General features: G+C 70.5%; 20 protein-coding genes. 9 read left to right on the top strand and 11 right to left on the bottom strand.

Features of this window, described 5'->3' with window-relative positions; translation table 11 throughout:
- The first annotated feature begins 9 nt into the window (after positions 1 to 9).
- Together ACIG5F_RS05825 and ACIG5F_RS05820 are read left to right on the top strand one after the other, a co-directional pair.
- Entirely contained in the window at positions 10 to 3,057 is a 3,048-nt protein-coding gene (locus ACIG5F_RS05825) for a LuxR C-terminal-related transcriptional regulator (RefSeq protein WP_396516240.1), read from the top strand.
- Positions 3,058 to 3,169: 112 nt separating this feature from the next.
- Positions 3,170 to 3,796, top strand: coding sequence for a TMEM175 family protein (locus ACIG5F_RS05820; protein WP_396516239.1), 627 nt, complete (start codon positions 3,170 to 3,172; stop codon positions 3,794 to 3,796).
- A gap of 3 nt (positions 3,797 to 3,799) precedes the next feature.
- On the opposite strand, the gene ACIG5F_RS05815 is transcribed toward ACIG5F_RS05820, so the two are convergent.
- Complete coding sequence (locus ACIG5F_RS05815) at positions 3,800 to 4,792, bottom strand: LacI family DNA-binding transcriptional regulator (protein WP_396516238.1); 993 nt, start codon at positions 4,790 to 4,792, stop codon at positions 3,800 to 3,802.
- Between the two features lie 136 nt (positions 4,793 to 4,928).
- Here ACIG5F_RS05815 and paaK point away from each other — a divergent pair, with 136 nt between their 5' ends.
- Positions 4,929 to 6,248: a phenylacetate--CoA ligase PaaK gene (gene paaK / locus ACIG5F_RS05810; RefSeq protein WP_396516237.1), complete on the top strand. Its 1,320-nt coding sequence runs from the start codon at positions 4,929 to 4,931 to the stop codon at positions 6,246 to 6,248.
- Between the two features lie 147 nt (positions 6,249 to 6,395).
- Entirely contained in the window at positions 6,396 to 7,109 is a 714-nt protein-coding gene (locus ACIG5F_RS05805) for a GNAT family N-acetyltransferase (RefSeq protein ID WP_396516236.1), read from the top strand.
- Here the strand turns inward: ACIG5F_RS05805 and ACIG5F_RS05800 are convergent.
- From ACIG5F_RS05800 to ACIG5F_RS05765, 8 genes are read right to left on the bottom strand one after another with little or no spacing between them, the layout of a single operon-like run.
- Positions 7,096 to 8,292, bottom strand: coding sequence for a condensation domain-containing protein (locus tag ACIG5F_RS05800; RefSeq protein WP_396516235.1), 1,197 nt, complete (start codon positions 8,290 to 8,292; stop codon positions 7,096 to 7,098). The genes ACIG5F_RS05805 and ACIG5F_RS05800 overlap by 14 nt on opposite strands.
- Positions 8,289 to 9,302 (bottom strand): hypothetical protein, encoded by a 1,014-nt coding sequence (locus ACIG5F_RS05795; protein ID WP_396516233.1) that lies wholly within the window; start codon positions 9,300 to 9,302, stop codon positions 8,289 to 8,291. Before ACIG5F_RS05795 ends, ACIG5F_RS05800 begins: the two co-directional genes overlap by 4 nt.
- Positions 9,299 to 10,267, bottom strand: coding sequence for a phosphotransferase family protein (locus tag ACIG5F_RS05790; RefSeq protein WP_396516232.1), 969 nt, complete (start codon positions 10,265 to 10,267; stop codon positions 9,299 to 9,301). The genes ACIG5F_RS05795 and ACIG5F_RS05790 overlap by 4 nt, the downstream gene beginning before the upstream one ends.
- Entirely contained in the window at positions 10,264 to 11,226 is a 963-nt protein-coding gene (locus tag ACIG5F_RS05785; RefSeq protein WP_396516231.1) for a Gfo/Idh/MocA family protein, read from the bottom strand. The genes ACIG5F_RS05790 and ACIG5F_RS05785 overlap by 4 nt, the downstream gene beginning before the upstream one ends.
- Complete coding sequence (locus ACIG5F_RS05780) at positions 11,216 to 12,409, bottom strand: hypothetical protein (RefSeq protein ID WP_396516229.1); 1,194 nt, start codon at positions 12,407 to 12,409, stop codon at positions 11,216 to 11,218. Before ACIG5F_RS05780 ends, ACIG5F_RS05785 begins: the two co-directional genes overlap by 11 nt.
- A complete protein-coding gene (locus tag ACIG5F_RS05775) occupies positions 12,406 to 12,660 on the bottom strand; it encodes an acyl carrier protein (RefSeq protein WP_396516228.1) in 255 nt (84 codons plus the stop codon). The genes ACIG5F_RS05780 and ACIG5F_RS05775 overlap by 4 nt, the downstream gene beginning before the upstream one ends.
- Before the next feature lie 5 nt (positions 12,661 to 12,665).
- Positions 12,666 to 13,841, bottom strand: a complete 1,176-nt coding sequence (locus tag ACIG5F_RS05770; protein WP_396516227.1) for a radical SAM protein — start codon at positions 13,839 to 13,841, stop codon at positions 12,666 to 12,668.
- 14 nt (positions 13,842 to 13,855) lie between these two features.
- Positions 13,856 to 15,097, bottom strand: coding sequence for an MFS transporter (locus ACIG5F_RS05765; protein ID WP_396516226.1), 1,242 nt, complete (start codon positions 15,095 to 15,097; stop codon positions 13,856 to 13,858).
- Positions 15,098 to 15,564: 467 nt separating this feature from the next.
- Here ACIG5F_RS05765 and ACIG5F_RS05760 point away from each other — a divergent pair, with 467 nt between their 5' ends.
- The 3 genes from ACIG5F_RS05760 (at position 15,565) to ACIG5F_RS05750 (ending at position 18,761) form a co-directional block, all read left to right on the top strand.
- Positions 15,565 to 16,029 (top strand): MarR family winged helix-turn-helix transcriptional regulator, encoded by a 465-nt coding sequence (locus tag ACIG5F_RS05760; RefSeq protein WP_396516225.1) that lies wholly within the window; start codon positions 15,565 to 15,567, stop codon positions 16,027 to 16,029.
- Entirely contained in the window at positions 16,026 to 17,699 is a 1,674-nt protein-coding gene (locus tag ACIG5F_RS05755) for an MFS transporter (RefSeq protein ID WP_396516224.1), read from the top strand. Before ACIG5F_RS05760 ends, ACIG5F_RS05755 begins: the two co-directional genes overlap by 4 nt.
- A gap of 168 nt (positions 17,700 to 17,867) precedes the next feature.
- Entirely contained in the window at positions 17,868 to 18,761 is an 894-nt protein-coding gene (locus tag ACIG5F_RS05750) for a glycoside hydrolase family 19 protein (RefSeq protein WP_396516223.1), read from the top strand.
- 97 nt (positions 18,762 to 18,858) lie between these two features.
- On the opposite strand, the gene ACIG5F_RS05745 is transcribed toward ACIG5F_RS05750, so the two are convergent.
- A complete protein-coding gene (locus tag ACIG5F_RS05745) occupies positions 18,859 to 19,302 on the bottom strand; it encodes a DUF6542 domain-containing protein (protein ID WP_396516222.1) in 444 nt (147 codons plus the stop codon).
- Between the two features lie 159 nt (positions 19,303 to 19,461).
- Here ACIG5F_RS05745 and ACIG5F_RS05740 point away from each other — a divergent pair, with 159 nt between their 5' ends.
- Positions 19,462 to 20,637 carry an LCP family protein gene (locus ACIG5F_RS05740; RefSeq protein ID WP_396516221.1) on the top strand — a complete coding sequence of 392 codons (1,176 nt, stop codon included), beginning with the start codon at positions 19,462 to 19,464 and terminating at the stop codon, positions 20,635 to 20,637.
- Here ACIG5F_RS05740 and ACIG5F_RS05735 read toward each other — a convergent pair.
- Positions 20,621 to 22,540: an acetoacetate--CoA ligase gene (locus tag ACIG5F_RS05735; protein ID WP_396516220.1), complete on the bottom strand. Its 1,920-nt coding sequence runs from the start codon at positions 22,538 to 22,540 to the stop codon at positions 20,621 to 20,623. The two genes, ACIG5F_RS05740 and ACIG5F_RS05735, sit on opposite strands and share 17 nt — an antisense overlap.
- A gap of 36 nt (positions 22,541 to 22,576) precedes the next feature.
- On the opposite strand from ACIG5F_RS05735, the gene ACIG5F_RS05730 reads away from it, so the two are divergent.
- Positions 22,577 to 23,515, top strand: coding sequence for a pirin family protein (locus ACIG5F_RS05730; protein WP_396516219.1), 939 nt, complete (start codon positions 22,577 to 22,579; stop codon positions 23,513 to 23,515).
- Positions 23,516 to 23,517: the final 2 nt, after the last annotated feature.

The following is a 23,517-nucleotide window of genomic DNA, read 5'->3' as shown; positions in this document are numbered from 1 at the left end:
TGCCCAGGCATGTCCGTGACGCACCTGGCCGCCGGTCTCGACCCGCTGGGCGCGGCCGGGCCGAACGATCCAACGAGACAGTCGCGGCAGCGCCTGGACGGGCTGCTGGACGCCACGAAGGCCGCCTTCGTTTCGGTCGAGGAGGCGGTCGCGGCGGCGGAGAACCTGCGGCGGGCCTTCGCCGACGACCCACACGCCAAGCGTTTGCGGATCGCCCTGCACACCGGGGAGGACAGCGAGCCGACGGCCCGCCGAGCGCGGCATCTGTGCGAGATCGCCAACGGCGGCCAGACGCTGCTGTCGGCCACCACGGCCGCCGAGCTGCCCGTGCCGCCGCACGACCTGGGCGTGCACCGCCTGCGGGACCTCATGTCCCCGATCCGCCTGTACGCCATCGGCGACGACCGGCCGCCGCGGTCGCTGGACCGGGTGCCGAACAACCTGCCGGTGCAGTTCACCACCTTCGTCGGCCGGCACGCCGAGCTCGCGGCGCTGCGCACCCTCCTGCTGGGCGAGCGGCTGGTCACCCTGGCCGGCCCCGGCGGCAGCGGCAAGACCCGCCTCGCCGCGCAGCTCGCCGCCAACCACTCCGAGTACTGGCCGCAGGGCGCGTGGTGGGTCGAACTGGCCGAGATCACCGACCCCGCGCTGGTCGTGCACGCGGTGACGGAGACAGTCGGCGCGCTGGTCAACGTCGCGCCGGAGGCCGCGAGGGCGCTGGTCAACGCGGGGTCGGAGGGTGCCGGGGCGGTGGTGGGCCGGGATCGGCAAACGCCGGTGGGGGCGGGCGCTCAGCCGCAGGCCGGCCGGCTGCTGTCCGGCTCGGGACAGTTGGCGCCGCAGTTGCGGGGGAGTCGGCTGCTGCTGTGCCTGGACAACTGCGAGCAGGTGCTGGGCGGGGTGGCGGACCTGGCGGGGGAGCTGCTGCGCACGTGCCCGGAGGTGACGGTGCTGGTGACCAGCCGCGAGCCGCTGGGCCTGCCGGGCGAGGTGGTGTGGCGGGTGCCGCCGATTGTCACCGACGAGGCACTGGCTCTGTTCGTGGAGCGGGCGCGGCAGGTGGTGCCGGGGTTCGAGCTGGACGACGCCGGCCGCGAGGCGGTGACCTCGATGTGCGAGCGCCTGGACGGCATGCCGCTGGCCCTGGAGTTGGCGGCGGCCTGGCTGCGGACCCTCACCCCGCAGCAGATCGAAGCGGGCCTCGACGACCGGTTTTCCCTGCTCACGCGGGGTCCACGCGGCGTGTCCGTCCGACAGCAAACGCTTGCGGCCTCGGTGCGGTGGAGCCATGACCTGCTCGACGACACCGAGCGGACGGTCTTCCGCCGCCTCGCGGTGTTCCACGGCGGCTTCACGCTCCCCGCCGCCCGCGCCGTCTGCGACGGGGATGTCCTGGGCCCGCTGGCCGCCCTGGTGGACAAGTCCCTCGTCGTCGCGGAGGACGGCCGCTACCGACTCCTGGAGACCATCCGCGACTACGCCGCCGCCCGCCTCCGCGAGGCCGGCGAGGAGCACCAGGCAAGGGACCGGCATCTGGACCACTTCCTGGCCTATGCCGAGGGCCCGGACAACAACCCGCGGCGTGCGGACGGACCGCCGGACAAAGATGTCTGGCGGGTCCGGATGCAGACGGAGCACGGGAATCTGCGGGCGGCGCTGGAGCACGGCCTGGCGGCGGAGGACCCGGGTAAGGGGCGGCGGCTGGCGGCGGGGTTGGCGTGGTTGTGGCATCTGCACGGCCCGGGGCATGAGGGAATCGACTTCCTGCGTCGGGCGATCGACCGGGCGCCGGAGGACAGTTCGCCGTTGCAGGCCAGGCTGTTCACGGGGATCGCGCTCGTCGCGGATGTGGCGGGTCCGGTGGAGGTGGGCGCGGAAGCGTTGGAGCGGGCGCTGGAACTGGCGGCGGAGGAGCGGGATCGGGGCCTGCCGCTGGTGCTTCAAGCGGTGAGCCGGCTGTTCGCCGATCTGGACGGCGCGTGGCGGCAGGGGATGACGGCGCTGCGCTCGGCCGAGATCTCGGGGGACGAGTTCGTACGCGATGCTTCCCTTGCGCTGCAAGGAATTGTGCTGCACCTGCGGGACGATCACGAGCAGGCGGTGCCGCTGTTGGCCACCGCGTCGGCGGAGCTGTTGCGTCGGGGCGACCGCGGGGTCGCGGCGACGGCGCTGGGGTTCCGGGCGGTCAGTGCCCTGGTGACGGGCGACATCGGCCTGGCGCGCGAGCTGGCCGGGGAAGCGGTCGAGATCGCCGCGCCGCTCGCGGACTTCAACCGGGTCGGCACCACGCGCAGCGTCCTGGCCCTCGTGCACGCCGCCGCCGGCGACACCGAAGCCGGCCTGCGGGTGCTGGAGCCGGTCCTCAAGCTCGTGCACAACGCCGAGATGCCGGTCGTCGTGCCCGGCCTGGCCCCCGCGCTGGGCAGCCTCTACCTCGCCCGCGCCGAGTTCGACGAGGCCGAGCACTGGCTACGCCAAGCCGCCGCGCCGGCTCTGCACGTCACCTGCATCGCCGTGCAATCAATCCCGCCCCTCGCTGCGGCCCTCATCGGCCTGGACCGCCGCGAGGAGGCCGCCGCGCTGCTCGACCGGGCCGTCGCGATGGCCGGCGAGCTCCGCATGCCTCGCGTCCTCGCTGACGCCTACGACCAGCAAGGCCGCCTTCGCAGCGATCTCGACCTGCACCACCGCGCGCTCGCCATCCGGGTCGAGCACGGTCTACGCCTCGGCTGCGTCGACAGCGTCGAGGCCATCGCCGGCCTCACCGGCCTCGACCACACGGCGATGTCCCTGGACGCGGCCATCGAGTACGTCCGCCGCACCCGCGGTCCCCGTTCCCGGCCGAACGCGGGCTGGGCCAGCCTCACGCCGACCGAGCTCGGGGTGGCCAAGCTGGCGGCGGCGGGCCTGAACAATCCCGAGATCGCGGCCGAGCTGTTCATGAGCCGGGGCACGGTGAAGACCCACCTGTCGCACATCTTCGCCAAGCTGGGCATAGGCAATCGCACCGAGCTGGCGACAATGGCGGCGGGCCGGTTCGAGTCGGACGGGCAGTGACGCCTGCCCCCGAGGGGACGTCGTCCTATCCCGAATGGACACGGGTTCGCGCGGTATCCTCCGCGGCCGGTTAGGCTGGCCCGCCCGCGCTCCGATCCGTCCGAGGGAACCGATGACCGAGAAGTCGCCCGAGCGTCTGGTGTTCTTCACCGACGCCGTCGTCGCGATCGCACTGACCCTGCTGATCCTGCCGCTCACCGAGGTGGTGCCGGAGGTGGTGGCCGCGCATGGCGACCCGGTCGAGGCGATCACCGAGAACCAGGCCACGATCTGGAGCTTCCTGCTCAGCTTCGTGGTGATCGGCCGGCAGTGGTTCGCCCACCACCGGCTGTTCGAGCAGGTGCGCGCCTACAACACCCCGCTGGCCGTGACCAACATGCTGTGGCTGCTGACGGTCATCGTGATGCCGTTCGCCACCCAGATGGTCGGCGGCTTCAGCATCAACCTGTTCACCAGCCTGCTCTACATCGGCACGATCCTGGCCAACAGCGCCTGCGTGTCGGTGATGACGCTGATCGTGCGGGCCGACCCCGCGCTGCTGCGGGACAACGCGGAGATCGACCGCCGCTGGCTGTTCAACACCTTCGGCACCACGCTCGCGCTGGTCGTCGCCTTCGTGCTGGTCGTGATCGTGCCCGCGACCAACTACTACAGCCTGCTGCTGTTGCTGGTGCCGCCGCTGGTGGCCCGCCTGGTGTACGCCGGCGCCCCGCCGAAGTCGGCCCAACTGTCCGAATAGGACTCAGTCGCGGGCGCGGCCGGTGGTGGCGCGGGCCAGCAGGGTGGCCTCCAGGGTGACCGGGGCCGGGTCGGTGTCGGGGTCGTCGTTCTGGGCCAGCAGGAGCTCGGCGACAGCGGCGGAGCCCAGGTCGGCCAGGGGAGCGGCCAGGGTGGTGAGGGCGGGGGTGGAGTAGGCGGCCATCTTGGTGCCGCCCCAGCCGGTGACGCTGGTCTGCTCGGGGATGCGCACGCCGAGCTGGAGCAGGCGGGCGACCACGCCCATGGCCATCTGGTCGTTGAAGCACAGCACGGCGGTCGGCAACGGCTGGCGGACCATCGCGTCGGCGGCCTCGCTGCCGGACTCGAAGGTGGCCGGGCCCATGGGCATCACGGTGAGCTCGATGCCGGCGGCGGAGCCGGCCTTGCGCAGGGCGGACAGCCGCTCGTGGGCGACCCGGGAGTTCTCGGGCCCGGGGTGGTAGGTGGCGGCGGTGTGCCCGAGGTTGACCAGGTACTGGGTGAGCAGCGACATGGCGTGAGTTGCGTCGACGAGCACGCTGCGGTGCCCGGGCACGTGCCGGTTGACGAAGACGAGCGGCCGGAGCGAGTCGACTGAGGCGATCTGCTCGTCGGACAGCAGTGAGGAGAACAGGATCAGCCCGTCCACGTCCTTGGCCAGGGCGTGCACGAGTTTCTCCTCGTCAGCGGCGCTGTCGTCGCTGTCGGCCAGCAGCGCGGCCAGCCCGTGCTCCCGGGCGCCGTGCTGGGCGGCCTTGATCATCTCGGGGAACAGCGGATTGGCCAGGTTGGGCACGACCAGCCCGATGTTGGCGGTCCGGCCGGTGGTCAGCGAGGCCGCGTTCCGGTTGGGGGAGTAGTTCAGCTGCTCGGCGGCGGCGTGCACCTTCAGCCGGGTCTCGTCGCGGAACAGCTCGGGTCGGGTGAACACCCTGGACACCGTGGAGACCGACACGCCCGCCGCCCGTGCGACGTCGCGAATCGTTGCTCGCGGCATTGCTTCCTCTCGCCCTGTGGCCACCCCCTCACACCCAGTTTAGGACAGCCGGCGGCCGTGCGCCGCATCCTTGACAAGGCCGGCTCCACGGCACATTCTTAACCGTCCGTTCGGTCGGTTAACCATGGAGTCGACGATGACCGCAGGATGGGGCGCGGCGCCGGCCGCCGAGGAGCTGACGGCCGCCGAGCGGCTGTCCGTCGACGAGCTGCGGGCGCTCCAGCTCGAGCGTCTACAGTGGACACTCAGGCACGCCTACGAGAACGTGCCCTTCTACCGCAAGAAGTTCGACGAGGCCGGGGTGCGGCCGCAGGACTGCCGGGAGCTGGCCGATTTGGCTGACTTCCCGGTCACGACCAAGCACGACCTGCGCGACAACTACCCGTTCGGCATGTTCGCGGTGCCGCAGGAGCAGGTCCGGCGCATCCACGCCTCCAGCGGCACCACCGGCAAGCCGACGGTGGTCGGCTACACGGCCGAGGACATCGACACCTGGGCCACGGTGATGGCCCGCTCGATCTTCGCCGCCGGCGGCCGCCCCGGCCACAAGGTGCACGTGGCCTACGGCTACGGCCTGTTCACCGGCGGCCTCGGCGCGCACTACGGCGTGGAGAAGCTGGGCTGCACGGCCATTCCCGCCTCCGGCGGCATGACCGCGCGCCAGGTGCAGATCATCACCGACTTCCGGCCCGAGATCATCATGGTCACGCCGACGTACATGCTGACCCTGCTCGACGAGTTCGAGCGGCAGGGCATCGACCCGGCCAGCAGCTCGCTGCGGGTCGGCATCTTCGGCGCCGAGCCGTGGACCGAGAAGATGCGGACCGAGATCGAGCAACGGGCCGGCCTGCACGCGGTGGACATCTACGGCCTGTCCGAGGTGATGGGCCCGGGCGTGGCCCAGGAGTGCGTGGAGACCAAGGACGGCCTGCACATCTGGGAGGACCACTTCCTGCCCGAGGTGATCGACCCCGTCTACGGCGCCGTGCTGCCCGACGGCGAGACCGGCGAGCTGCTGTTCACCTCGCTGACCAAGCAGGCCCTGCCGATCATCCGCTACCGCACCCGGGACCTGACCGCGCTGCGCCCCGGCACGGCCCGGCCGGCGTTCCGGCGCATGGACAAGGTCACCGGCCGCAGCGACGACATGATCATCCTGCGCGGGGTGAACGTGTTCCCCACCCAGATCGAGGAGATCGTGCTCGGCACCGAGGGCCTGTCCCCGCACTTCCAGCTGCGGCTGAGCCGCCGTGAGCGGATGGACCACCTGACCGTGGTCGTGGAGGCCCGCCCGGACGCCGCCGCCGAGCTGCGGGTCACCGCGGCCGCCGAGATCGTCGGCCGGGTCAAGGACGGCGTCGGCGTGACGGTCGGGGTCGAGATCGTGGACCCGGAGACGCTGGAGCGCTCGGTCGGCAAGCTCAAGCGGGTCATCGACGAGCGCCCCAAGGACTGACGCCGTCCCTCCACCCCAAGATCAAGGGACCGATCCTCTCGTTCAACGCCAGGAAGGGCCCCTTCATGACGTTCGGTCAGCGGCCGGTGCGGTCGCCGGGGCGAAACGCGGGGGGCTTCAGGTCGGCCGTGGCGGCATACTACGGCGGTGGACCGAGAATTTGTGCTGGGGGAGTTCGACCGCCAGATCCGCCGCGCGCACGGAGACGTGCTGATCGAGGACGACTGGGCCGGGGTGGTCAGCACCGACCTGGACGAGTCGACGGCGGACGCGGCGATCGCCGAGCACGTCCGGACGTTCACCGAGCTGGGGCTGCCATGGGAGTGGAAGCACTACTCCTACGACAAGCCGGCCGATCTCCAGGATCGCTTGCGCCGGGCCGGTTTTGTCGCCGAGCCGGCCGAGGCGCTGCTGGTGGCGGTGATCGACGAGCTGCCGACCGACGCGCCGCTGCCGGCCGGAACGGAGATCGTCCCGGTGACCGATGTGGCCACCGCCGAGCTGTTCGTCCAGGTGCACAACGAGGTTTTCGACGGCGACTACTCGAAGGTAGCCTGGCGGCTGCTGGCCGACCCCGACAACCAGCTCGGCTTCGTGGTGCTGGCCGACGGGCAGCCGGTGTCGGCGGCGCGGGTGGAGTTCAACCGTGGCACGGAGTTCGCCAGCCTGTGGGGCGGCGGCACGCTGCCGTCCTGGCGCGGACGAGGACTGTTCAAGGCCCTGGTGGCGCACCGGGCACGGCTGGCCGCGGCGCGGGGATTCCGCTACCTCCAGGTCGACGCCTCCGACGACAGCAGCCCGATCCTGCGACGGCTCGGCTTCGTGCAGCTGGCCACCACGACGCCGTTCATCCACGCCTGACGATTTCGCCCACGTCACGCCAGATCTGGCGGGCGGTCGACTCCTGCCAGCCGTCGGGGCCGCCGCTGACGTGCCCGACGACGGAGCCGTCCTCGGTGTTGCGGGCCCGCACGCTCATCCGGGTCTTCATCTGCATGATCGGCCCGGCGGCGTTGACCACGCGGCCGGTCGCCGGCCCGAAGGCCAGGCCGACCGGGCGTTCGGCCGGGATGAGCTCGAAGAAGGTGCGCAGCGTGGTGGCCTCGGCCATGTCGGGGCTGAGGCCACGCAGCTCGATGAGGTCGAACCGGTTGTGCCGCTGGGACTTCAGCAGCACGTCGCGAACCGCGCGGGAGTAGTCGGCGGTGAGGTGGGCCGGCGGCTCGGGGATGGCCACGAAGGTGGGGGCGAAGCAGGGGCCGAGCATTCGTTGCCACTGTGGACGGTCGCGCTTGCGGAACACGGTGGAGAAGATGAGGTCGCCGCTGTCCATGCGCGGCCCCATGGCGCAGGCCAGGGCGGCGAACATGGTGGTGAAGGTGGCGCCACGGTGGTTGCGGGCCAAGCGTTCCAACGAAGCGTAGTCGTCGGCGGACAGCAGTTCGTCCCGGTACTCGAACCCGTTCGCACCGGCGTCCGGGCGCACGCGGGCGAAACGCTTGCCGCCCAGGGAACTCTCCCACCAGGCCCGGGCCGCGTCCACGCCGAGCCGCTCCTGTTCCAGCTCGTGCGCCACGTACTCGCCGAACTGGGCCGACGGCGGCGGCACGGCCGGGCCGCCGAGCTCGGCGGTGTAGAGGGCGGCGAGCTCGGTCAGGGCGGCCCAGACCGTGGGCGGATCGCAGGCAAGGTGGTGCAGGTGCAGGGAAAGCATGTTCCCGGCCACGGTGAGGACCAGCGGCGACGGGGCGTCGGCCGGCACCGGGAAGTGCAGGGCGACCTCATCGACCTGCTCGATGACACCGTCGACCTGAGGGGAGACCACCTGGGCGTCCTCGGTGAACCGGGTGCGCAGCAGCTCGTGCCGGCCCAGCAGCTCGTCCAGGGCCCGTTGCAGCACAACGAGATCCAGCGGCAGGTCGAGCTCGACGACCGCGTTGATGGTGAAGTGCGGATCGGTGAACACCCCCGGCCGCACCTGCTCGTCGGTCATGCACTGGCGCTGCCAGATGGACAGCGGCCAGGTGGTCTGCACGGTCGTCATCGGCGGGCCAACTCCTCGGCGTAGTTGGGAACCTCGGCCTTCAGCAGCGCCTCGTGCAAGGGCCGCAACAACTCCGGGTCGAAGCCGGACTCGCGCCAGGTGTCGAACGGGATGCCGAAACCCAGCGCGCACCACAGGTCGGCGTTGCGTTGTTCATGCGCGCCAAAGGGTTCGAGCAACACGGCCGGGGTGGCCGACCAGAGCGAGTCCAGCAGGGTGCCGCCGCCCGGCTTGCTGACCGTGGCCATCGCGGCCCGGGTCAGGTCGAACGAGCCGTGGTGGCCGACGCCGCGGGCGAACGGGGCGCCGACTTCGCCGAACGGCGGATATCCGTTGTCCAGCCAGGGATGCCACTCCGGGTCGACCATGAAGTAGCGCACGCCCTCGGCCGTCACGTCCCGGCCCTCGTAGGCGATGACGTCCAGCCGCAGCCCGTGTTCCAGCAGCTCGCCGACCCGCTCGCGGTAGGTGCCCATGCCCCAGCCGCCGCCGTGCAGGAACACCCGCTGCTCGCGATCGGCCCACGGCACCGGCGGTTCGCCGCTGACCGGGATGCTGCACGGGATCGTGCCGGCCTCGGCGTCGGCCAGCCGCACGTGGCGAACGCTGAGATCCGTGACTGTCTTGGTGAAGGACGGCGACTCCACGGAATCCACGTGGCACACGTCGATCTCGCAGTCGTAGCCGGCGAGAATGGGCAGCCAGAAGCCGGAGAACACCACGACCCGGTCGACGCCGCGGGCCCGCCAGTCGGCGAACAGCGCCTCCACCGCGGCCGGGTCCACCGAGTCGGCCGGTGAGCCGGCTACCCGCTGCCCGGCCAGCGCGACGCGGAAGTTCCGGTGGAAGGCGAACTTCATGGTGGCCGTGGTGGCCAGCTTGCTGGCCGGCAGCAGGCGTTCCAGCACGCTCACGCCGACCGGCACACCCCGTTCCCGCAGCCGGTCGGCCAGCAGCAGGCCGGGCACGTGCACGCCAAGCGCCACGCCGGAGGTCAGGATCTCGATCACTGCAACACCCCCAGCGCCTTGCGCAGGCACAACGAGGTGATCTTGACCAGGCCCTCCCGGTCGGGCCCCGAGTAGCCGCGCGGATCGCCCTCGATGAGCATGATCAGGTACAGGTAGCTCTGGTACAGCGCGATCCGCCGCCGCGCCGAGTCGTCGAACTCGATGCCGCCGTAACCCTCCAGGAACGCGGCGTCGTCGGCGATGTCGCCGAACAGGGCCAGCGACACCATCTCGGCCAGCGGGTCGCCCCAGAAGGCCCGCTCGCCGTCGACGATGCCGGTGATCTGCCCGTCCTGCAACAGGATGTTGCCGGGCCACAGGTCGAAGTGCACCAGCGACGGCGTGCTGACGTCGTCGAGCACGTAGGCGTTCGCGCCGATCAGCTGGCGGATCTGGGTCACCGAGCGCGGCAGCGGCGTCTCCCAGCGCAGCGCGTCGGCCAGCAGCGCGTCCAGCATGCCGAGGAAGGCCGTGCGCCAGCTGGTCGAGGTTTCCCCTTGCGGGTAGCCGAAAACGTCGCCGGTGATCCGGTGCAGGCCGGCGACCAGACCGCCGAGATCCCGCCGCAGCCGCACGCGGTCGTCGTCGGCGACCGACTCCCGCAGGCCGTACCAGTTGCCGCCGGGCAGCTCGGTCATCAGCAGGAAGTCGGTGTCCAGCACCGATCGTGAGAAGTCGGCGTGCACCACTTCGGGCACCGGCAGCGCGGTCGCCGTGCGGTAGAACAGGGTCTCGGTCCGCATCAGGTCGCGCTCGTAGGACAGGCCGGGCATCGACGGGTCCGGGGCGATCTTCAGCACCAGTCCGGAGCCGTCGGTGAGCTTGAGTCGGTAGGCCGTGTTGTAGCTGGCCTCGCTCAACTGCACCCGGCCGGCCAGCCGGGTCGGCTCGATGCCCGCCGCCGCGAGCACACCGGCCAGTTGCCCGTCGTCGACGTGCCGCTGGTAGCTGTTGATGCTGGTCATGAGGACTCCCTGGCCTGCCGATGGATGGCGGCCATCAGCGTGATGCGGTCGACGGCGTCGGCGAGTTCGCCGCCGCCACCGGTCACAATGGCACGGGCACGGGCCAGCTGGAGGTCGTAGTAGCCCACCGCTGGGAACGCTTCCACGGTCTTGGTCCCGTTGGCCCGCCGGATGACCAGGTTCAGCGGCAGCGTGCCGGCCGCCGGCAGCAGGAAGTTGCGGATGCGCACCGAGGCCTCGGCGAAGACGAACTCGTGGTTGGCCATGTGCTTGTCGCCGACCTCGCAGTGCAGCTCGGCGATCATGTTCGGCCAGGTCAGCGTGGCGTCGAAGGACCGGTCCACGCCGTTGGGCCCGTCGAAGGCGGACCGGCCGGACCCGACGGCCCCGTCGAGCCCGACCGTCGCCTGCACGGCTTGCAGCCAGTAGCTGGCGCTGTCCAGGAAGATCCCGCCGCCCAGCTCCGGCCGCTCCCGGTAGCTGCCCGCCGCCGGCACGCCGAAGCGGATCTCGGTGTGCATCGCGGTCAGCGGCCCGTAGCGGCCGTCGACGATCATCTCCCGGACCGCCGCCGCCCAGGGATGGCCGATCGTCGGCACCGCCTCGATCACCCGCACGCCGACCGCGGCGGCGGAGATCTCCGCGCACTCCGCCGCCGACAGGCACAGCGGCTTCTCCACGATCACGTGCTTGCCGGCCTCGGCGGCGGCGACCACCCACTCCCGGTGTGCGGAGTTGTGCAGCGACACGTAGACGGTGTTGATCCCGGGATCGGCCACCAGCTCGGCGTACGAGCCGTGCACCCGGTCGATCCCGTTGCGCAGCGCGAACTCCTTGGCCCGCACCGGATCGCTCGCCGCCACCGCCCGCACGGTCACGTCGTCGAAGGCGGCGCTGGGCCGCAGCACCGCCTTCTCCGCGATCCCGGTGGCGCCGACCAGCCCGATGTCAAGCGGCATCCACGACTCCCTTCGGCGTCAGCCCGGCGGCGGCCAGCGCGGCCACCACCGCGTCCTGCAACCGGCCGACCTCGGCGGACGGGCACACCAACCCCAAGTACACCCGTCCGCCCGGCGCGGCCAGCCCGCTGCCGCTCAACACCACCACATCCAGCCCTTGCACCGCGCCAATCACGTCCTCGACGCCCTGGCCGTCGGGCACGCGCAGCTCCAGCTGCCACAGCCGGAACCCGGGCAGCCGCTGCTCCAGCCGCAGCGACAGCAGGCCCAGCGACCGGCGGGCGTTGATCTCCAGGATCGGCACGACGGTCCCGTCGGCCAGCACCATGGAATCCACGCCCACCGGGCCCCAGTAGCCGGCCGCCGACACCGCCTTGGCCACCGAGCCCAGCACCTCGACGTAGCCGCTGCGCTCGACCAGGCCCAGCAGTTCGGCCGAGGCCGGCGCGGAGCCGATGTGGCGGAAACCCCGGTTGTTCATGCCCTGCACGCCCAGGAACTCCCAGCGGCCGTCCCGGAACACCTCCAGGTGCCCGGAGAAGTCCAGCCGCTTGTCCATCTTGGGCTGCACCACCAGCTCGATTCGCTTGTCCTGCTTGGCCAGCGTGCGGGTGACGGCCCGCAGGACGCCGGGCGTGGCGACCTCCAGCATCGACCGCCCGGACACGCCGAACGGGTCCTTGACCACCACGGTCCCGTCCACCGCGGCGGTCAGCTCCTCGACCGACCGGACCACCGTTGCGGTGCCGGGCAGGCCCAGGGCCACGGCCAGTTCGTTGGACCATGTCTTGGAGTTCACCGCCACGACCGCGTCGAGAGCTGGCACACCGTCCGTCCAATCGAGACGGACGGTGTCCGGAAGCACCGCGTACGGGCGGAGTTCGTCGTGGTCGCGCAGCAGAGCCTGGGTCGAGGGGTCGGCCAGGATAGCGCTTTCCACGGTTCCGTCGGCATCGAGGGAGTGCCCCGTGAACGTGATCCCACAGGCGGCCAACCCCTCGGCGACCGCCGGCGCGACCGGACGCCGGGTGACCAGCAGGTCCCCGGGCGCGCAGAAGCCGGCCAGCAACTCGTCCATCGAATCGGCCACCCCCTCGGTGGAGCCGACCGCCGGCAGGGTGGCCAGATCCTCCGGCCGCCACCAGCGTTCCGCGTCGAAGGTCCCCAGGACGACCGCGCTCACGCCGCCGGAGCCAGCTGTCGCACGTAGGAGGCGAACTGTGCCACCGAGCGGAGGTGGTCCAGCTCCAGGTTCTCGTAGTCCAGCTCCAGGTCGAAGGTGTCCTCGATGCCGAGCAGGAAGGAGATCATCTGGAGCGAGTCCAGGCCGTACTCCTCGACCAGATCGGCGTCCCGGCCCACCTCCTCGATGCTCATCCCGTTGGCCAGCACCTCCACCAGGACACCGCGCACCTTGTCCTCGACCTCGTCCATCACGCTCACACCCCGTTCAGGTAAAGGAGAATGCACTTGGAGCAGACCGGCATCATGCCGTTGGCCGAGAGGATGGAGCGGACCTTGCGGAAGGCTTCGCTCTGCCACAGCTCGGTCATCTCGGTGTCGTAGAGGTTGCCGACCACGAACTCGGGGAAGAACTTGCAGGAGCTGACGTTGCCGTCGGCGTGGACCTCCATGCGGTTGGACACCGCCAGGCATTTGGAGCGGTTCTGGGCGGGGCGGGAGGTGCCGCGGATGAAGTCCTCGACCTCGTCGGCTTCCAGTTGCGGCTGGTACCGCACCCGCACGCTCCAGGCGCGGGAGGCCAGGCGGGCCATGGACTCGCGCAGGACCGGGAGTTGTTCCTCGGGGAGTTGGTAGGTGTAGGAGTGCCAGGTGGGTTGTTTGGTGCCGGTGTCGGGTTTGAGCCAGGCGAAGGACTGTTCGTAGACGGCGTCCATCTGGCTGGCGACTTCGGGGCTGATGTACCAGGGGAACTGGAAGTAGACGGTGTTGACGCCGAGTTGTTCGGCCCATTCCATGAACTCGTACATCTTGCCTGCGGTGACGTGGGAGACCATGCAGGACAGGGAGAGCTCGCCGTGGAAGCGGCCTTCGCGTTTGAGGTCGAGCATCATCTGGATGTTGTCCATGGTGCGTGTGAAGGTGCCCTTGCCGCGCAGGGCTTCGTGGTCTTCGCCGAGGCCGTCGAGGCTGACCAGGAGGTTGAGGTTCTCGCCGATGCGGAGCAGGTCGTCGAGTTTGCGTTTGAACAGCAGTCCGTTGGTGCACATGTTGACCGTGCGGGGGTAGCGCTCGAGGAGCTCGGCGACCTGGCCGAACTTGGTGTGCATCAAGGGTTCGCCGCCCCAGAGGAAGAGCTTGGAGCGGGTGGCCGCGGTGGTGCGCAGCACGTTGTCGACGATCTCGATGTCGAGTTCGGTCTTCTGGCGCTGGGGGCTGAAGTCGCGGAAGAAGCCCTGCTCGTTCCACTGGTAGCAGTGGGTGCAGCGCAGGTTGCAGCGGTAGGTGAGCTGGAGGCTGACCTCCTGCGGCACCGGCGCGGCGTAGCCCGGGTCGGCCCGCAGGGCGTGCCGGGCGCGGGAGCGGATCGCCACCGTGTGCTTGATGTCGGCGAATTCCTTGGCGTTGATCCTTCTGGTTGTCAACGGATGCATAGCTTCTTCCCCAATCAGGCCGGAACCAGTTCGGGCTGGGTGAGACCGAGGCTGACGCGGCGAACCGCCAGCACACTGCAACTGGCGAGCAGGCCGCCCGCCGTGAGCACGAGCACCAGCCCGTGCGTGACGCCGAACCAGCTGGTGGCCAGCCCGGCGGCGACGCCGCCGACCAGCGAACCGGCCGGCGTGGCCGAGGAGACCAGCGTGCGGGCGGTGGCGTGCACCGTGCTCTCGTGGCCGGCCGGGGCCAGCGACTGCCGCAGGCCCGTGGTCAGCACGGCCCACACCGGCAGCCACACCGAGGAGAACACGCGGATCGCCACCAGCACCGCGACCGGCGCGAACAGCAGGCACAACGGCAGCGCCACCCAGGAAGCCCCCTCCAGGCCGGACAGCAGCATCATCCGCCGCACGCCGAACCGGGCGGCCAGCCGCGCGGCCAGGAAGGCCCCGGTCAGCCCGCCCAGCGAGCCCGCGGCCAGCAGCAGGCCACCGCCCACACTGGACAGTCCCAGCGCGCGGTAGGCGAACAGCAGCAACACGGTATCCACGATGCCGATGCCGAAACTGCGGATGGCCGAACCCTGCACGATCTGACGCAGCATCGGCGTCCGTCCGACCTGGGTGAGCCCGTCTCGGATCCGCACCAGCACCGGATCGCGCCGCGGCGGCACGGGCGCCGGCTCCAGCGTGCGCACCCGGGACTGGCCGAAGGCCGACAACGCGAACGGCAGCCCGTTGACGGCCAGCGCGGCCAGCGGGCCGACCAGGCCGATCACCGTGCCGGCCAGCGCCGGCCCGATCAGCTTGGACAGGCTGTCGGAGCTCTGCAACCGGGAGTTGGCGGCGAACAGCGAGCGGGACTCGACCAGCGTCGGCAGGTAGGTCTGGCTGGCCACGTCGCCGAACACCGTGGCCACGCCGGCGATCGCGACGGCGACGATCAGGCCGGCCACGCTGATGTGGCCGAGCATCGCCAGCACACCCACGATCACGAAGGCGGCCAGCCGGGTGAGCTCGCCGGCCACCAGCACCGGGCGCTTGCGGACGTGGGCCAGCAGGCCGCCGGCCAGCATGCCGAAGGCGGGGTAGGCCAGCCAGCCGGTGGCCGACAGCACGCCCACCTCGGCGCTGGAGGCGTGCAGGACCAGGATGGCGATGCTGGGTGCGGTGAAGCCGGTGAGGCGGTCCCCCACGAAGCTGGCGGTCTGGCTGAACCAGTACCAGCGGAAGCAGGGTGGCAGCCTGCTCATGCGGTCCCCGAGCGCATGCGTCCACCAATCCGCGCAGCACCGGGAAATGCTGCGACAACGTTGTCAGTGTTCGCGAGACTTTATTGACGGTAAGCGACGGAGAGGATTTCTCAGCCCAGCTCTGCCTCTTCGGGCAGCGATGCGTTCATCTTCGGCCCCCAGTTTCCGCCGGTTTTTGGCGCTGTTCGGAAGCTAGCCCGCCCCCCGCACGGGTTCAAGAGCGTTTCAGTGATGCACACGAACAGAGTAGTAATGCTACTCACAGTGAGCGTCGGGGGTGGTGGTGACCGATTCGCCTCGCGAATGAGGTTGGGCGGTTCGGGGCGTGTCGGGAATCGTTGCCGTCATTTCTCGGCGGCTATTCGGCCCAGCGAATCCGTGAACTATTTTCGGATACTTAGCGTCACTAGTCGGTCACTCGTGCGCCATCTTGTCAGGCTGGACTGATAAACCTACTGTTGCTAGTCGTGGCGGAGCTGACAGACACATCAACCGAGGGCATGTCCCCGGACCTGGTCCGGGCCGGCGCCGACCTGCGGGTCGCCGTCGGCCGGATCGCGCGCCGGTTGCGACAGGCCCACGCGGTGGGCGACGTGACCCTGTCCGAGGTGTCGGTGCTGGCCCGGCTGGACCGGGACGGTCCCGCCACCTCGGGCGCCCTGGCCGAGCTGGAGCGGATCCGGCCCCAGGCGATGGGCGTGACACTGTCCGATCTGGACAGTCGTGGCCTCGTCCGGCGCGAGGCCGACGCCGCCGACGGGCGCAAGCTGCTGACCTCCATCACCGACGCCGGCCGGAACATGCTGTCGCAGCGGCGATCCGCCAGCGCCGAACGGCTCGGCCGGGCCATGGCCGAGGAGTTCACCGCGGCCGAGCGGCGCAAGCTGCTGGCCGTGCTGCCGTTGCTGGACCGGTTGGCGCAGCGGCTGTGACGGCGGTCGAGCACGCCTCCGCGGTCGGCGGGCGCTACAAGTGGATCGCGCTGTCCAACACCACTCTCGGCGTGTTCATCGCCACCGTGGACGGCTCGATCGTGATCATCTCGCTGCCGGCCATCTTCCGCGGCATCGGGCTGGATCCGTTGGCCCCGGGCAACATCAGCTACCTGCTCTGGATGATCATGGGCTACCTGCTGGTGTCGGCGGTGCTGGTGGTGGCGCTGGGGCGGCTCGGCGACATGTTCGGCCGGGTCCGCATGTACAACGCCGGCTTCGCGATCTTCGCCGCCGCTTCGGTCGCGCTGTCGCTGGATCCGTTCCTGGGCGGCGCGGGCGCGCTGTGGTTGATCGGCTGGCGCGTCGTGCAGGCGTTCGGCGGGGCGATGCTGACCGGCAACTCGGCGGCGATCATCACCGACGCCTTCCCGGCCAGCCAGCGCGGAACCGCCTTGGGCGTCAACCAGATCACCGCGCTGGCCGGGCAGTTCATCGGTCTGCTGGCCGGCGGTCTGCTGGCCGTGATCGACTGGCACGCGGTGTTCTGGGTGAGCGTGCCGGTCGGCGTCGGCGGGGCGATCTGGTCCTACCGCAGCCTGCGCGAGATCGGCACGCCCCGGCCGGCCCGCATCGACTGGGTCGGCACGGTGACCTTCACCGCCGGCACCGGGGCGCTGCTGGCCGCGATCACGTACGGAATCCAGCCCTACGGCGGACATTCCACCGGCTGGACCAGTCCGATCGTCCTGGGTGGACTGGGGCTCGGGCTGGCGCTGCTGGCGGTGTTCTGCGTCGCCGAGACGAAGATCGCCGAGCCGATGTTCCGGTTGGGGCTGTTCCGGATCCGGGCCTTCGCCGCCGGCAACATCGCCGCGCTGCTGACCGCCATCGCCCGGGGCGGCATGCAGTTCATGCTGATCATCTGGTTACAGGGGATCTGGCTTCCCCTGCACGGCTACGACTTCGAGGACACGCCGCTGTGGGCCGGCATCTACCTGCTGCCGCTGACGTTCGGATTCCTCATAGCCGGCCCGATTTCCGGCTTCCTGTCCGATCGGTTCGGGGCGCGCCTGTTCGCCACCGGCGGCCTGGTGCTGGTGGTGATCGCCTTCCTCGGCCTGCTGGCCCTGCCGGTGAACTTCTCCTACCCGCTGTTCGCCCTGCTGCTGTTCGTCAGCGGTGTCGGGCAGGGCATGTTCTCCGCCCCCAACACCTCGGCGATCATGGGCGCGGTGCCGGCGGCCGACCGGGGCGTGGCCTCGGGCATGCGGTCCACGTTCCAGAACTCCGGAACCTCGCTGTCCATCGGCGTCTTCTTCTCGCTGATGATCGTCGGTCTTGCCGGCTCGCTGCCGAGCACGCTCAGCGCCGGCCTCCAGGCCCAGGGCGTGCCGGCCGCCACCGCGCAGTCGGTGGCCTCGCTGCCGCCAGTGAGCACCCTGTTCGCGGCGTTTCTGGGGGACAGTCCGATTGCGCACCTGCTGGAACCCAGTGGGGTGCTCAAGACCCTGCCGCCCGATCACGTGACCGCGTTGACCGGCAACACCTTCTTTCCGTCGCTTGTGTCCGGTCCGTTCCACGATGGACTGATCACCGTGTTCGGCGCGGCGGCCGTCATGGCCGCCGTCGCGGCGCTGGCCTCGCTGCTGCGCGGCCGATCGGCGTAACACTCGCGGCCGGACGGCGTAATCGCGTATTCACACTCTTGACTGGTATAGACCAATCCGGTCTAGTGGGGTTGCCCGAAGGAGAAGAGCGTCGGCGCAGCCGCCACTCCCGCCGCGCTTGCTGGTTCCCCGGGCCTACGCACCCCTGCGCGTCGAGGAGTGATCACCTTGTCGTTACGACGTTTCCTGGCGGGACTGGCGACCCTCGCCATGGCCGCCACCGTCGCGGTCGTGGCCCCTGCCACCGCGAACGCGGCCACGTGCGCCGCCGCCTACAGCGCCACCCAGGTCTACACCGGCGGCATGACCGCCTCCTACAACGGCGACAACTGGCTGGCCAAGTGGTGGACCCAGGGTGAGGCGCCGAGCACCGGCGGCTCCGGGGTCTGGGCCGACCAGGGCGCCTGTACCGGCGGCTCCGGGGGCGGCGGCGGTGGTGGCGGCACCACCGGATTCGTCGTGAGCGAGGCCCAGTTCAATCAGATGTTCCCCAGCCGCAACAGCTTCTACACCTACGCCGGCCTGACCGCGGCCATCGCCAAGTTCCCGGCCTTCGCCACCACCGGCAGCGACACCGTGAAGAAGCAGGAAGCCGCCGCGTTCCTGGCCAACGTCTCGCACGAGACCGGCGGCCTGGTCTACATCACCGAGATCGACAAGTCCGGCAACTACTGCGACACCAGCCAGTCCTACGGCTGCCCCGCCGGCACCTACGCCTACTACGGCCGCGGCCCGCTCCAGCTGAGCTGGAACTTCAACTACTACGCCGCCGGCAACTACCTGAGCCTCAACCTGCTGGGCAACCCGTACCTGGTCGAGCAGGACCCGTCCGTGGCCTGGCAGACCGGCCTCTGGTACTGGTTCACCGGCACCGGCGCGACCAACACCGCCTCGCACACCGCCATGGTCAACGGCCAGGGCTTCGGGGCGACCATCCGGGCCATCAACGGCGGCCTGGAGTGCGACGGCCACAACACCGCGCAGATGCAGGACCGGGTCAACCTCTACCAGCAGTACGCGGCCCTGCTGGGCGTCTCCCCGGGCAGCAACCTCACCTGCTGAGCCCCGCCCACCCCGCCGTCGATGCCAGGAAGGGGGCCTTCCTTCACTCCGAGTGGAGGAAGGCCCCCTTCCTTTGTTCAACAATCCGGCGGCGGGTTCAGGCGGCGATCGGCTCCGGCTCGGGGGTCGGGGCGGCCGGGCGGCGGGTGAGGATCAGGCGGATCAGGCCGAGCACGAGCGTGGCAATCGTCACACCGACCTGGGTCATGAAGTTGTCCACCAGGGGCGTGGCCACGGTCAGGGCCTGGCCGGCCAGGCCGCCGCTCAGCGCGTTGCCGTTGGCCACCAGGACGGCCGGGGCGGCGGCGAACAGCATGATCAGCGGCGGCTGCACCATCGGCCCGAACAGGTTGCGGCGGCGGACAAGCAGCACCGCGAGCACGCATCCGCCCGCGTAGGCGGCCTGGAAGGGCACGCCGAGGCTGTGCTCGAAGGTCAGGTCCGCGTAAGCGCCGGCCGCGGTGGTCACCAGCGGCAGCAGGATGGCGGCCCACCAGGGCAGTCCCCACGGGCGGCGCGCGGTCGTCGTCTCGTTTTCCATGCTCCCTCTTCACGTCGTCCCGTTCAGGGTAGTGACGTCCCGTGCCCGCCCCAGGTTGCGTCACAGAACACATGCAACCGGATCGGGCGCTTCGGCGTCTGCCGAAGTGGGGGTAGTCCACGAGTCCGGGGAGGAACCGTGCGTGCAGGCAGATCCGCGTTGATCACAGGCAGAACCGTGGTCGCGCTGGCCTCGGTCGCGGTCATCGGCCTGTCGGGCTACGGCTGGAGCCTGCTCCAGCAGGCGCAGACCCACCTGACCACGGACAACGTGATCGAGCACCACACACCGCCGGCGGCCGCGGCCACCGTGCCGCACCAGGACGGCCAGGACACCAACTTCCTGCTGGTCGGCATCGACAGCCGCACCGACGTGCACGGCAACCCGCTGCCCCCGGACGTGCTGGCCTCGCTGCACGCCGGCCCGGACGACGGCTTCCTCAACACCGACACGCTGATCGTGGTGCACGTGCCCGGCGACGGCGGCAAGGCATCGGCCATCTCCATCCCGCGTGACTCGTACGTGAGCATCGTCGACGGCGAGGGCGAGAGCTTCGGCAAGCACAAGATCAACTCGGCCTACTCCATCGGCATGAACAACCACGGTGGCTCGCAGACCGAGGGCCGCAAGGCGCTGATCCAGACCGTGCAGAACTTCACCGGCGTGCACATCGACCACTACGCCGAGATCAACCTCTACGGCTTCGACCTGATCAGCCAGGCGCTGGGCGGCGTGCCGGTGTGCCTCAACCACGCGGTCGACGACCGGCAGTACTCCGGCGCGGTCTTCCCGGCCGGCGAGCAGAGCCTGTCCGGCGTGCAGGCGCTGCAGTTCGTGCGGCAGCGGCACGGCCTGGACAACGGCGACATCGACCGCGAGCGCCGCCAGCAGGCCTTCCTGGCCTCGGCCGTGCACCAGCTGCTCTCGGTCGGCACGCTGACCAGCCCCAGCAAGCTGGACGCGATCATCGCCGCCGTGCAGAACTCCGTCGTGCTGGACCAGGACTGGAACCTGTTGCAGTTCGCCCAGCAGGTGCAGGGCATCTCCGGCGGCAACATCACCTTCGACACCATTCCGATCGTCAACATCACCTACTGGACGCCGGCCGACGGCGACGCCGTCGAGGTGGATCCGGCCCAGGTCAAGCAGTTCGTGGCGGCCAGGTTCAGCGCCACCGCGACCACCTCGACCACCACCCCCACCACGACCACGCCGGCCACGCCGACCGGCAAGGCCGCCGGCGCCAGCACCGACCGCTCGCCGGTCCTGACCGGCTCGACCCCGGCCGACACCAGCCAGTCGATCACGGCGTCCGGCGTCACCTGCGTGAACTGAGCCCCGCGAACACGTCCAGCAGGCTGGCGTCGTCCACCGACTGCGGGTCCACGACGTCGGCCACGGCTGCCCCCTGGAGCAGCCGTTTCACCGGCACCTCCAGCTTCTTGCCGGTCCGGGTGTGCGGAATGCCGCGCACGGCGATGATCTCGTCGGGCACGTGCCGGGGCGAGGCGTCCCGGCGGATCGCCGCCTTGATCTTGTCGGTCAGCTCCTCGGTGAGCTCGATGTCGTTGGCCAGCACCACGAACAGCGGCATCCAGTAACCGCCGTCCGGCTGCTCGGCCCCGATCACCAGCGACTCGGCGACCTCCGGCAGCTTCTCGACCACGGCGTAGATGTCGGCGCTGCCCATGCGGACCCCGTTGCGGTTCAACGTGGAGTCGGACCGTCCGTGCACGACCACGGTGCCACGGCCCGTGATGGTGATCCAGTCCCCGTGCCGCCACACGCCGGGGTAGTGGGCGAAGTAGGCTTCATGGTAGCGGAGGCCGTCGGGATCGTCCCAGAAGGACAGTGGCATCGACGGCATCGGTTGGGTGACAACAAGTTCGCCGACCTCGTCGATGACGCTCCGGCCATTGGCATCCCACGCCTCCAAGGCGACGCCCAGGCAGGGCACGGAGATCTCGCCGGCCCAGATCGGCTCCGTCGGCACCGCGCCGGCGAAGGCGGTGACCACGTCGGTGCCGCCGCTGGTCGAGGCCAGCGCCACCTCCGAGCCCAGTTCCGTCGCCACCCAACGGTATGCGGCCGGTGGCACCACGGATCCGGTGGCCCCCAACGTACGTAGCGTCGGCAGCGACGGGTGCACGCCCGCCTTCTCCGACGCCTGGAGATAGGCCGGGCTGGTGCCGAGCACCGTGACTTCCAGCCGCCGGGCCAGATCCCACAGCGCGCCCGGCGTCGGAAAGCCGGGATTGCCGTCGTGGCAGACGATCGTGGCCCCGACCAGCAGGCCGGCGACCTGGAAGTTCCACATCATCCAGCTCGGCGACGTGTACCAGAGGAAGGTGTCCTCCGGCCGCAGGTCCAGGTGCAGCGACAGCTGCTTGACGTGCTCCAGCACCACGCCGCCGTGGCCGTGCACGATGCCCTTGGGCTTTCCGGTGGTGCCGGAGGAGAACAGCACCCACAGCGGGTGGTCGAACGGCACCGCCTCGACGGTCAGCGGATGATCGCCGTCCACCGACCACGGCGTCACCCCGGGCAGCTCCAAACCCAGCCGGGACACCATGATCGTGGCTTCGAGTGAGGGAATCTCATTACGCAGCAAGGTGATCGCCTCGCGGCGATCCTGCGGCTTCCCGTTGTAGCGGTAGCCGTCCGCGGTGATGAGCACCTTCGGCGTCAGCTGCCCGAGCCGCGACACCGCGGCCGGGGCCGAGTAGTCCTGGCCGCACGAGGACCAGATCGCGCCGAGGCTGGCCGTGGCCAGCAACGCCACCACCGCCTCGGCGATGTTGGGCAGGTAGCCGACCACGCGGTCGCCGCGCTCGACCCCCAGCCCCCGCAGGGTGTTCGCCACCGCCGCCACCTGCCGGCGCAGCTCCGCCCAGCTCAGCCGCCGGCCCACGCCGCCCGGCTCCGGCTCGTCGACCACCGCCGTGCCCTCGCGGACGTGCCGGAACACCTGGTCGACGTAGTTCAGTTCGGCCCCGGTGAACCACCGCGCGCCGGGCATCTCGGCCGAGGCCAGCACCTCGTCGTACGGCGTGGCCAGGATGTCGAAGTACTCCCAGAGGGAGCCCCAGAACCGCGCCGGCTCCGCCACCGACCACGCGTGCAGCGCCGTGTAGTCGGGCAGGTCCGGCCCTCCGTGCGTGCTCAGCCAGCGCCGGTAGCGCTCGACGGTCGAGCCGTCGACGACAGCCTGGCTCGGGATCCAGACGGGCCCTGTCATAGTGGGGATCAGCGTACTTCTGACAGGGGCCCGGTCATGAGCAACATGTGCACGAATCCTTCCCTCGACGAGGACGGCGCGGCCGCCGGCGACGTCCAGCTGCTGGCCGCCCGGGCCGTGCCGCTCGGCGGCGTGCGGGCGATCAAGGTGGACCGGCTGCTGCCGCACCGGACGCTGCCGACGGTCGGGGCCTGGTGCTTTCTGGACCGGTTCGGCCCGCAGCGCGACGACATGACCGTGCTGCCGCATCCGCACACCGGCCTGCAGACCGTCACCTGGCCGCTGGCCGGCGAGATCCGGCACCGGGACAGCCTCGGCAGCGACGTCGTGATCAAGCCCGGCCAGCTCAACCTGATGACCGCCGGCCGCGGCATCTCGCACTCCGAGTTCTCCCTGGGCGACCGGCCGCTGCTCGACGGCCTCCAGCTCTGGCTGGCCCTGCCCGCCGCCTCCGACAGCGTCGCCCCGTCCTTCGAACAGCACACCGACCTGCCGGTCTTCTCCGATCACGGCCTTCGGGCCACGGTGTTCATCGGCGCCATCGGGGACGTGGTGTCGCCGGCCACCACCTACAGCCCCCTGGTCGGGGCCGACTTCTCCCTGGCCCCGGGCGAGGCCGCCACCGTGCCGCTGCGCCGGGACTTCGAGCACGCCCTGGTGGTGGTCGACGGCTCGCTGTCCGCCCTCGGCCACGACCTGCCGTCCGGGCCGATGCTGTATCTCGGCGCCAACCGCGACCACGTCACCGTGACCAGCGAGGTCGGCGCGCGGGCGGTGCTGATCGGCGGCACACCGTACGAGGACGACCTGGTGATGTGGTGGAACTTTGTCGGCCGCGACCACGACGAGATCGCCCGGGCCCGCGAGGAGTGGGAGACCGGCGACCGGTTCGGCCTGGTCAAGGGCCATGACGGCGCTCGGATCCCAGCCCCGGCCCTGCCCGGCGTCCGCCTCCGCCCCCGCCGCCGCGCCTGACT

Source organism: Kutzneria sp. NPDC052558 (assembly GCF_044547355.1).
Lineage (GTDB): Bacteria > Actinomycetota > Actinomycetes > Mycobacteriales > Pseudonocardiaceae > Kutzneria.
The sequence above is the reverse complement of the archived record's forward strand: the minus strand, read 5'-3'. Positions and strand labels throughout refer to the sequence as shown.

Coding starts and splice junctions, on each gene's coding strand:
- ACIG5F_RS05825 (WP_396516240.1), top strand. CDS start 10: ATGTCCGTGACGCACCTGGCCGCCGGTCTCGACCCGCTGGGCGCGGCC.
- ACIG5F_RS05820 (WP_396516239.1), top strand. CDS start 3,170: ATGACCGAGAAGTCGCCCGAGCGTCTGGTGTTCTTCACCGACGCCGTC.
- ACIG5F_RS05815 (WP_396516238.1), bottom strand. CDS start 4,792: ATGCCGCGAGCAACGATTCGCGACGTCGCACGGGCGGCGGGCGTGTCG.
- paaK (WP_396516237.1), top strand. CDS start 4,929: ATGACCGCAGGATGGGGCGCGGCGCCGGCCGCCGAGGAGCTGACGGCC.
- ACIG5F_RS05800 (WP_396516235.1), bottom strand. CDS start 8,292: ATGACGACCGTGCAGACCACCTGGCCGCTGTCCATCTGGCAGCGCCAG.
- ACIG5F_RS05790 (WP_396516232.1), bottom strand. CDS start 10,267: ATGACCAGCATCAACAGCTACCAGCGGCACGTCGACGACGGGCAACTG.
- ACIG5F_RS05785 (WP_396516231.1), bottom strand. CDS start 11,226: ATGCCGCTTGACATCGGGCTGGTCGGCGCCACCGGGATCGCGGAGAAG.
- ACIG5F_RS05775 (WP_396516228.1), bottom strand. CDS start 12,660: ATGGACGAGGTCGAGGACAAGGTGCGCGGTGTCCTGGTGGAGGTGCTG.
- ACIG5F_RS05770 (WP_396516227.1), bottom strand. CDS start 13,841: ATGCATCCGTTGACAACCAGAAGGATCAACGCCAAGGAATTCGCCGAC.
- ACIG5F_RS05765 (WP_396516226.1), bottom strand. CDS start 15,097: ATGAGCAGGCTGCCACCCTGCTTCCGCTGGTACTGGTTCAGCCAGACC.
- ACIG5F_RS05745 (WP_396516222.1), bottom strand. CDS start 19,302: ATGGAAAACGAGACGACGACCGCGCGCCGCCCGTGGGGACTGCCCTGG.
- ACIG5F_RS05735 (WP_396516220.1), bottom strand. CDS start 22,540: ATGACAGGGCCCGTCTGGATCCCGAGCCAGGCTGTCGTCGACGGCTCG.
- ACIG5F_RS05730 (WP_396516219.1), top strand. CDS start 22,577: ATGAGCAACATGTGCACGAATCCTTCCCTCGACGAGGACGGCGCGGCC.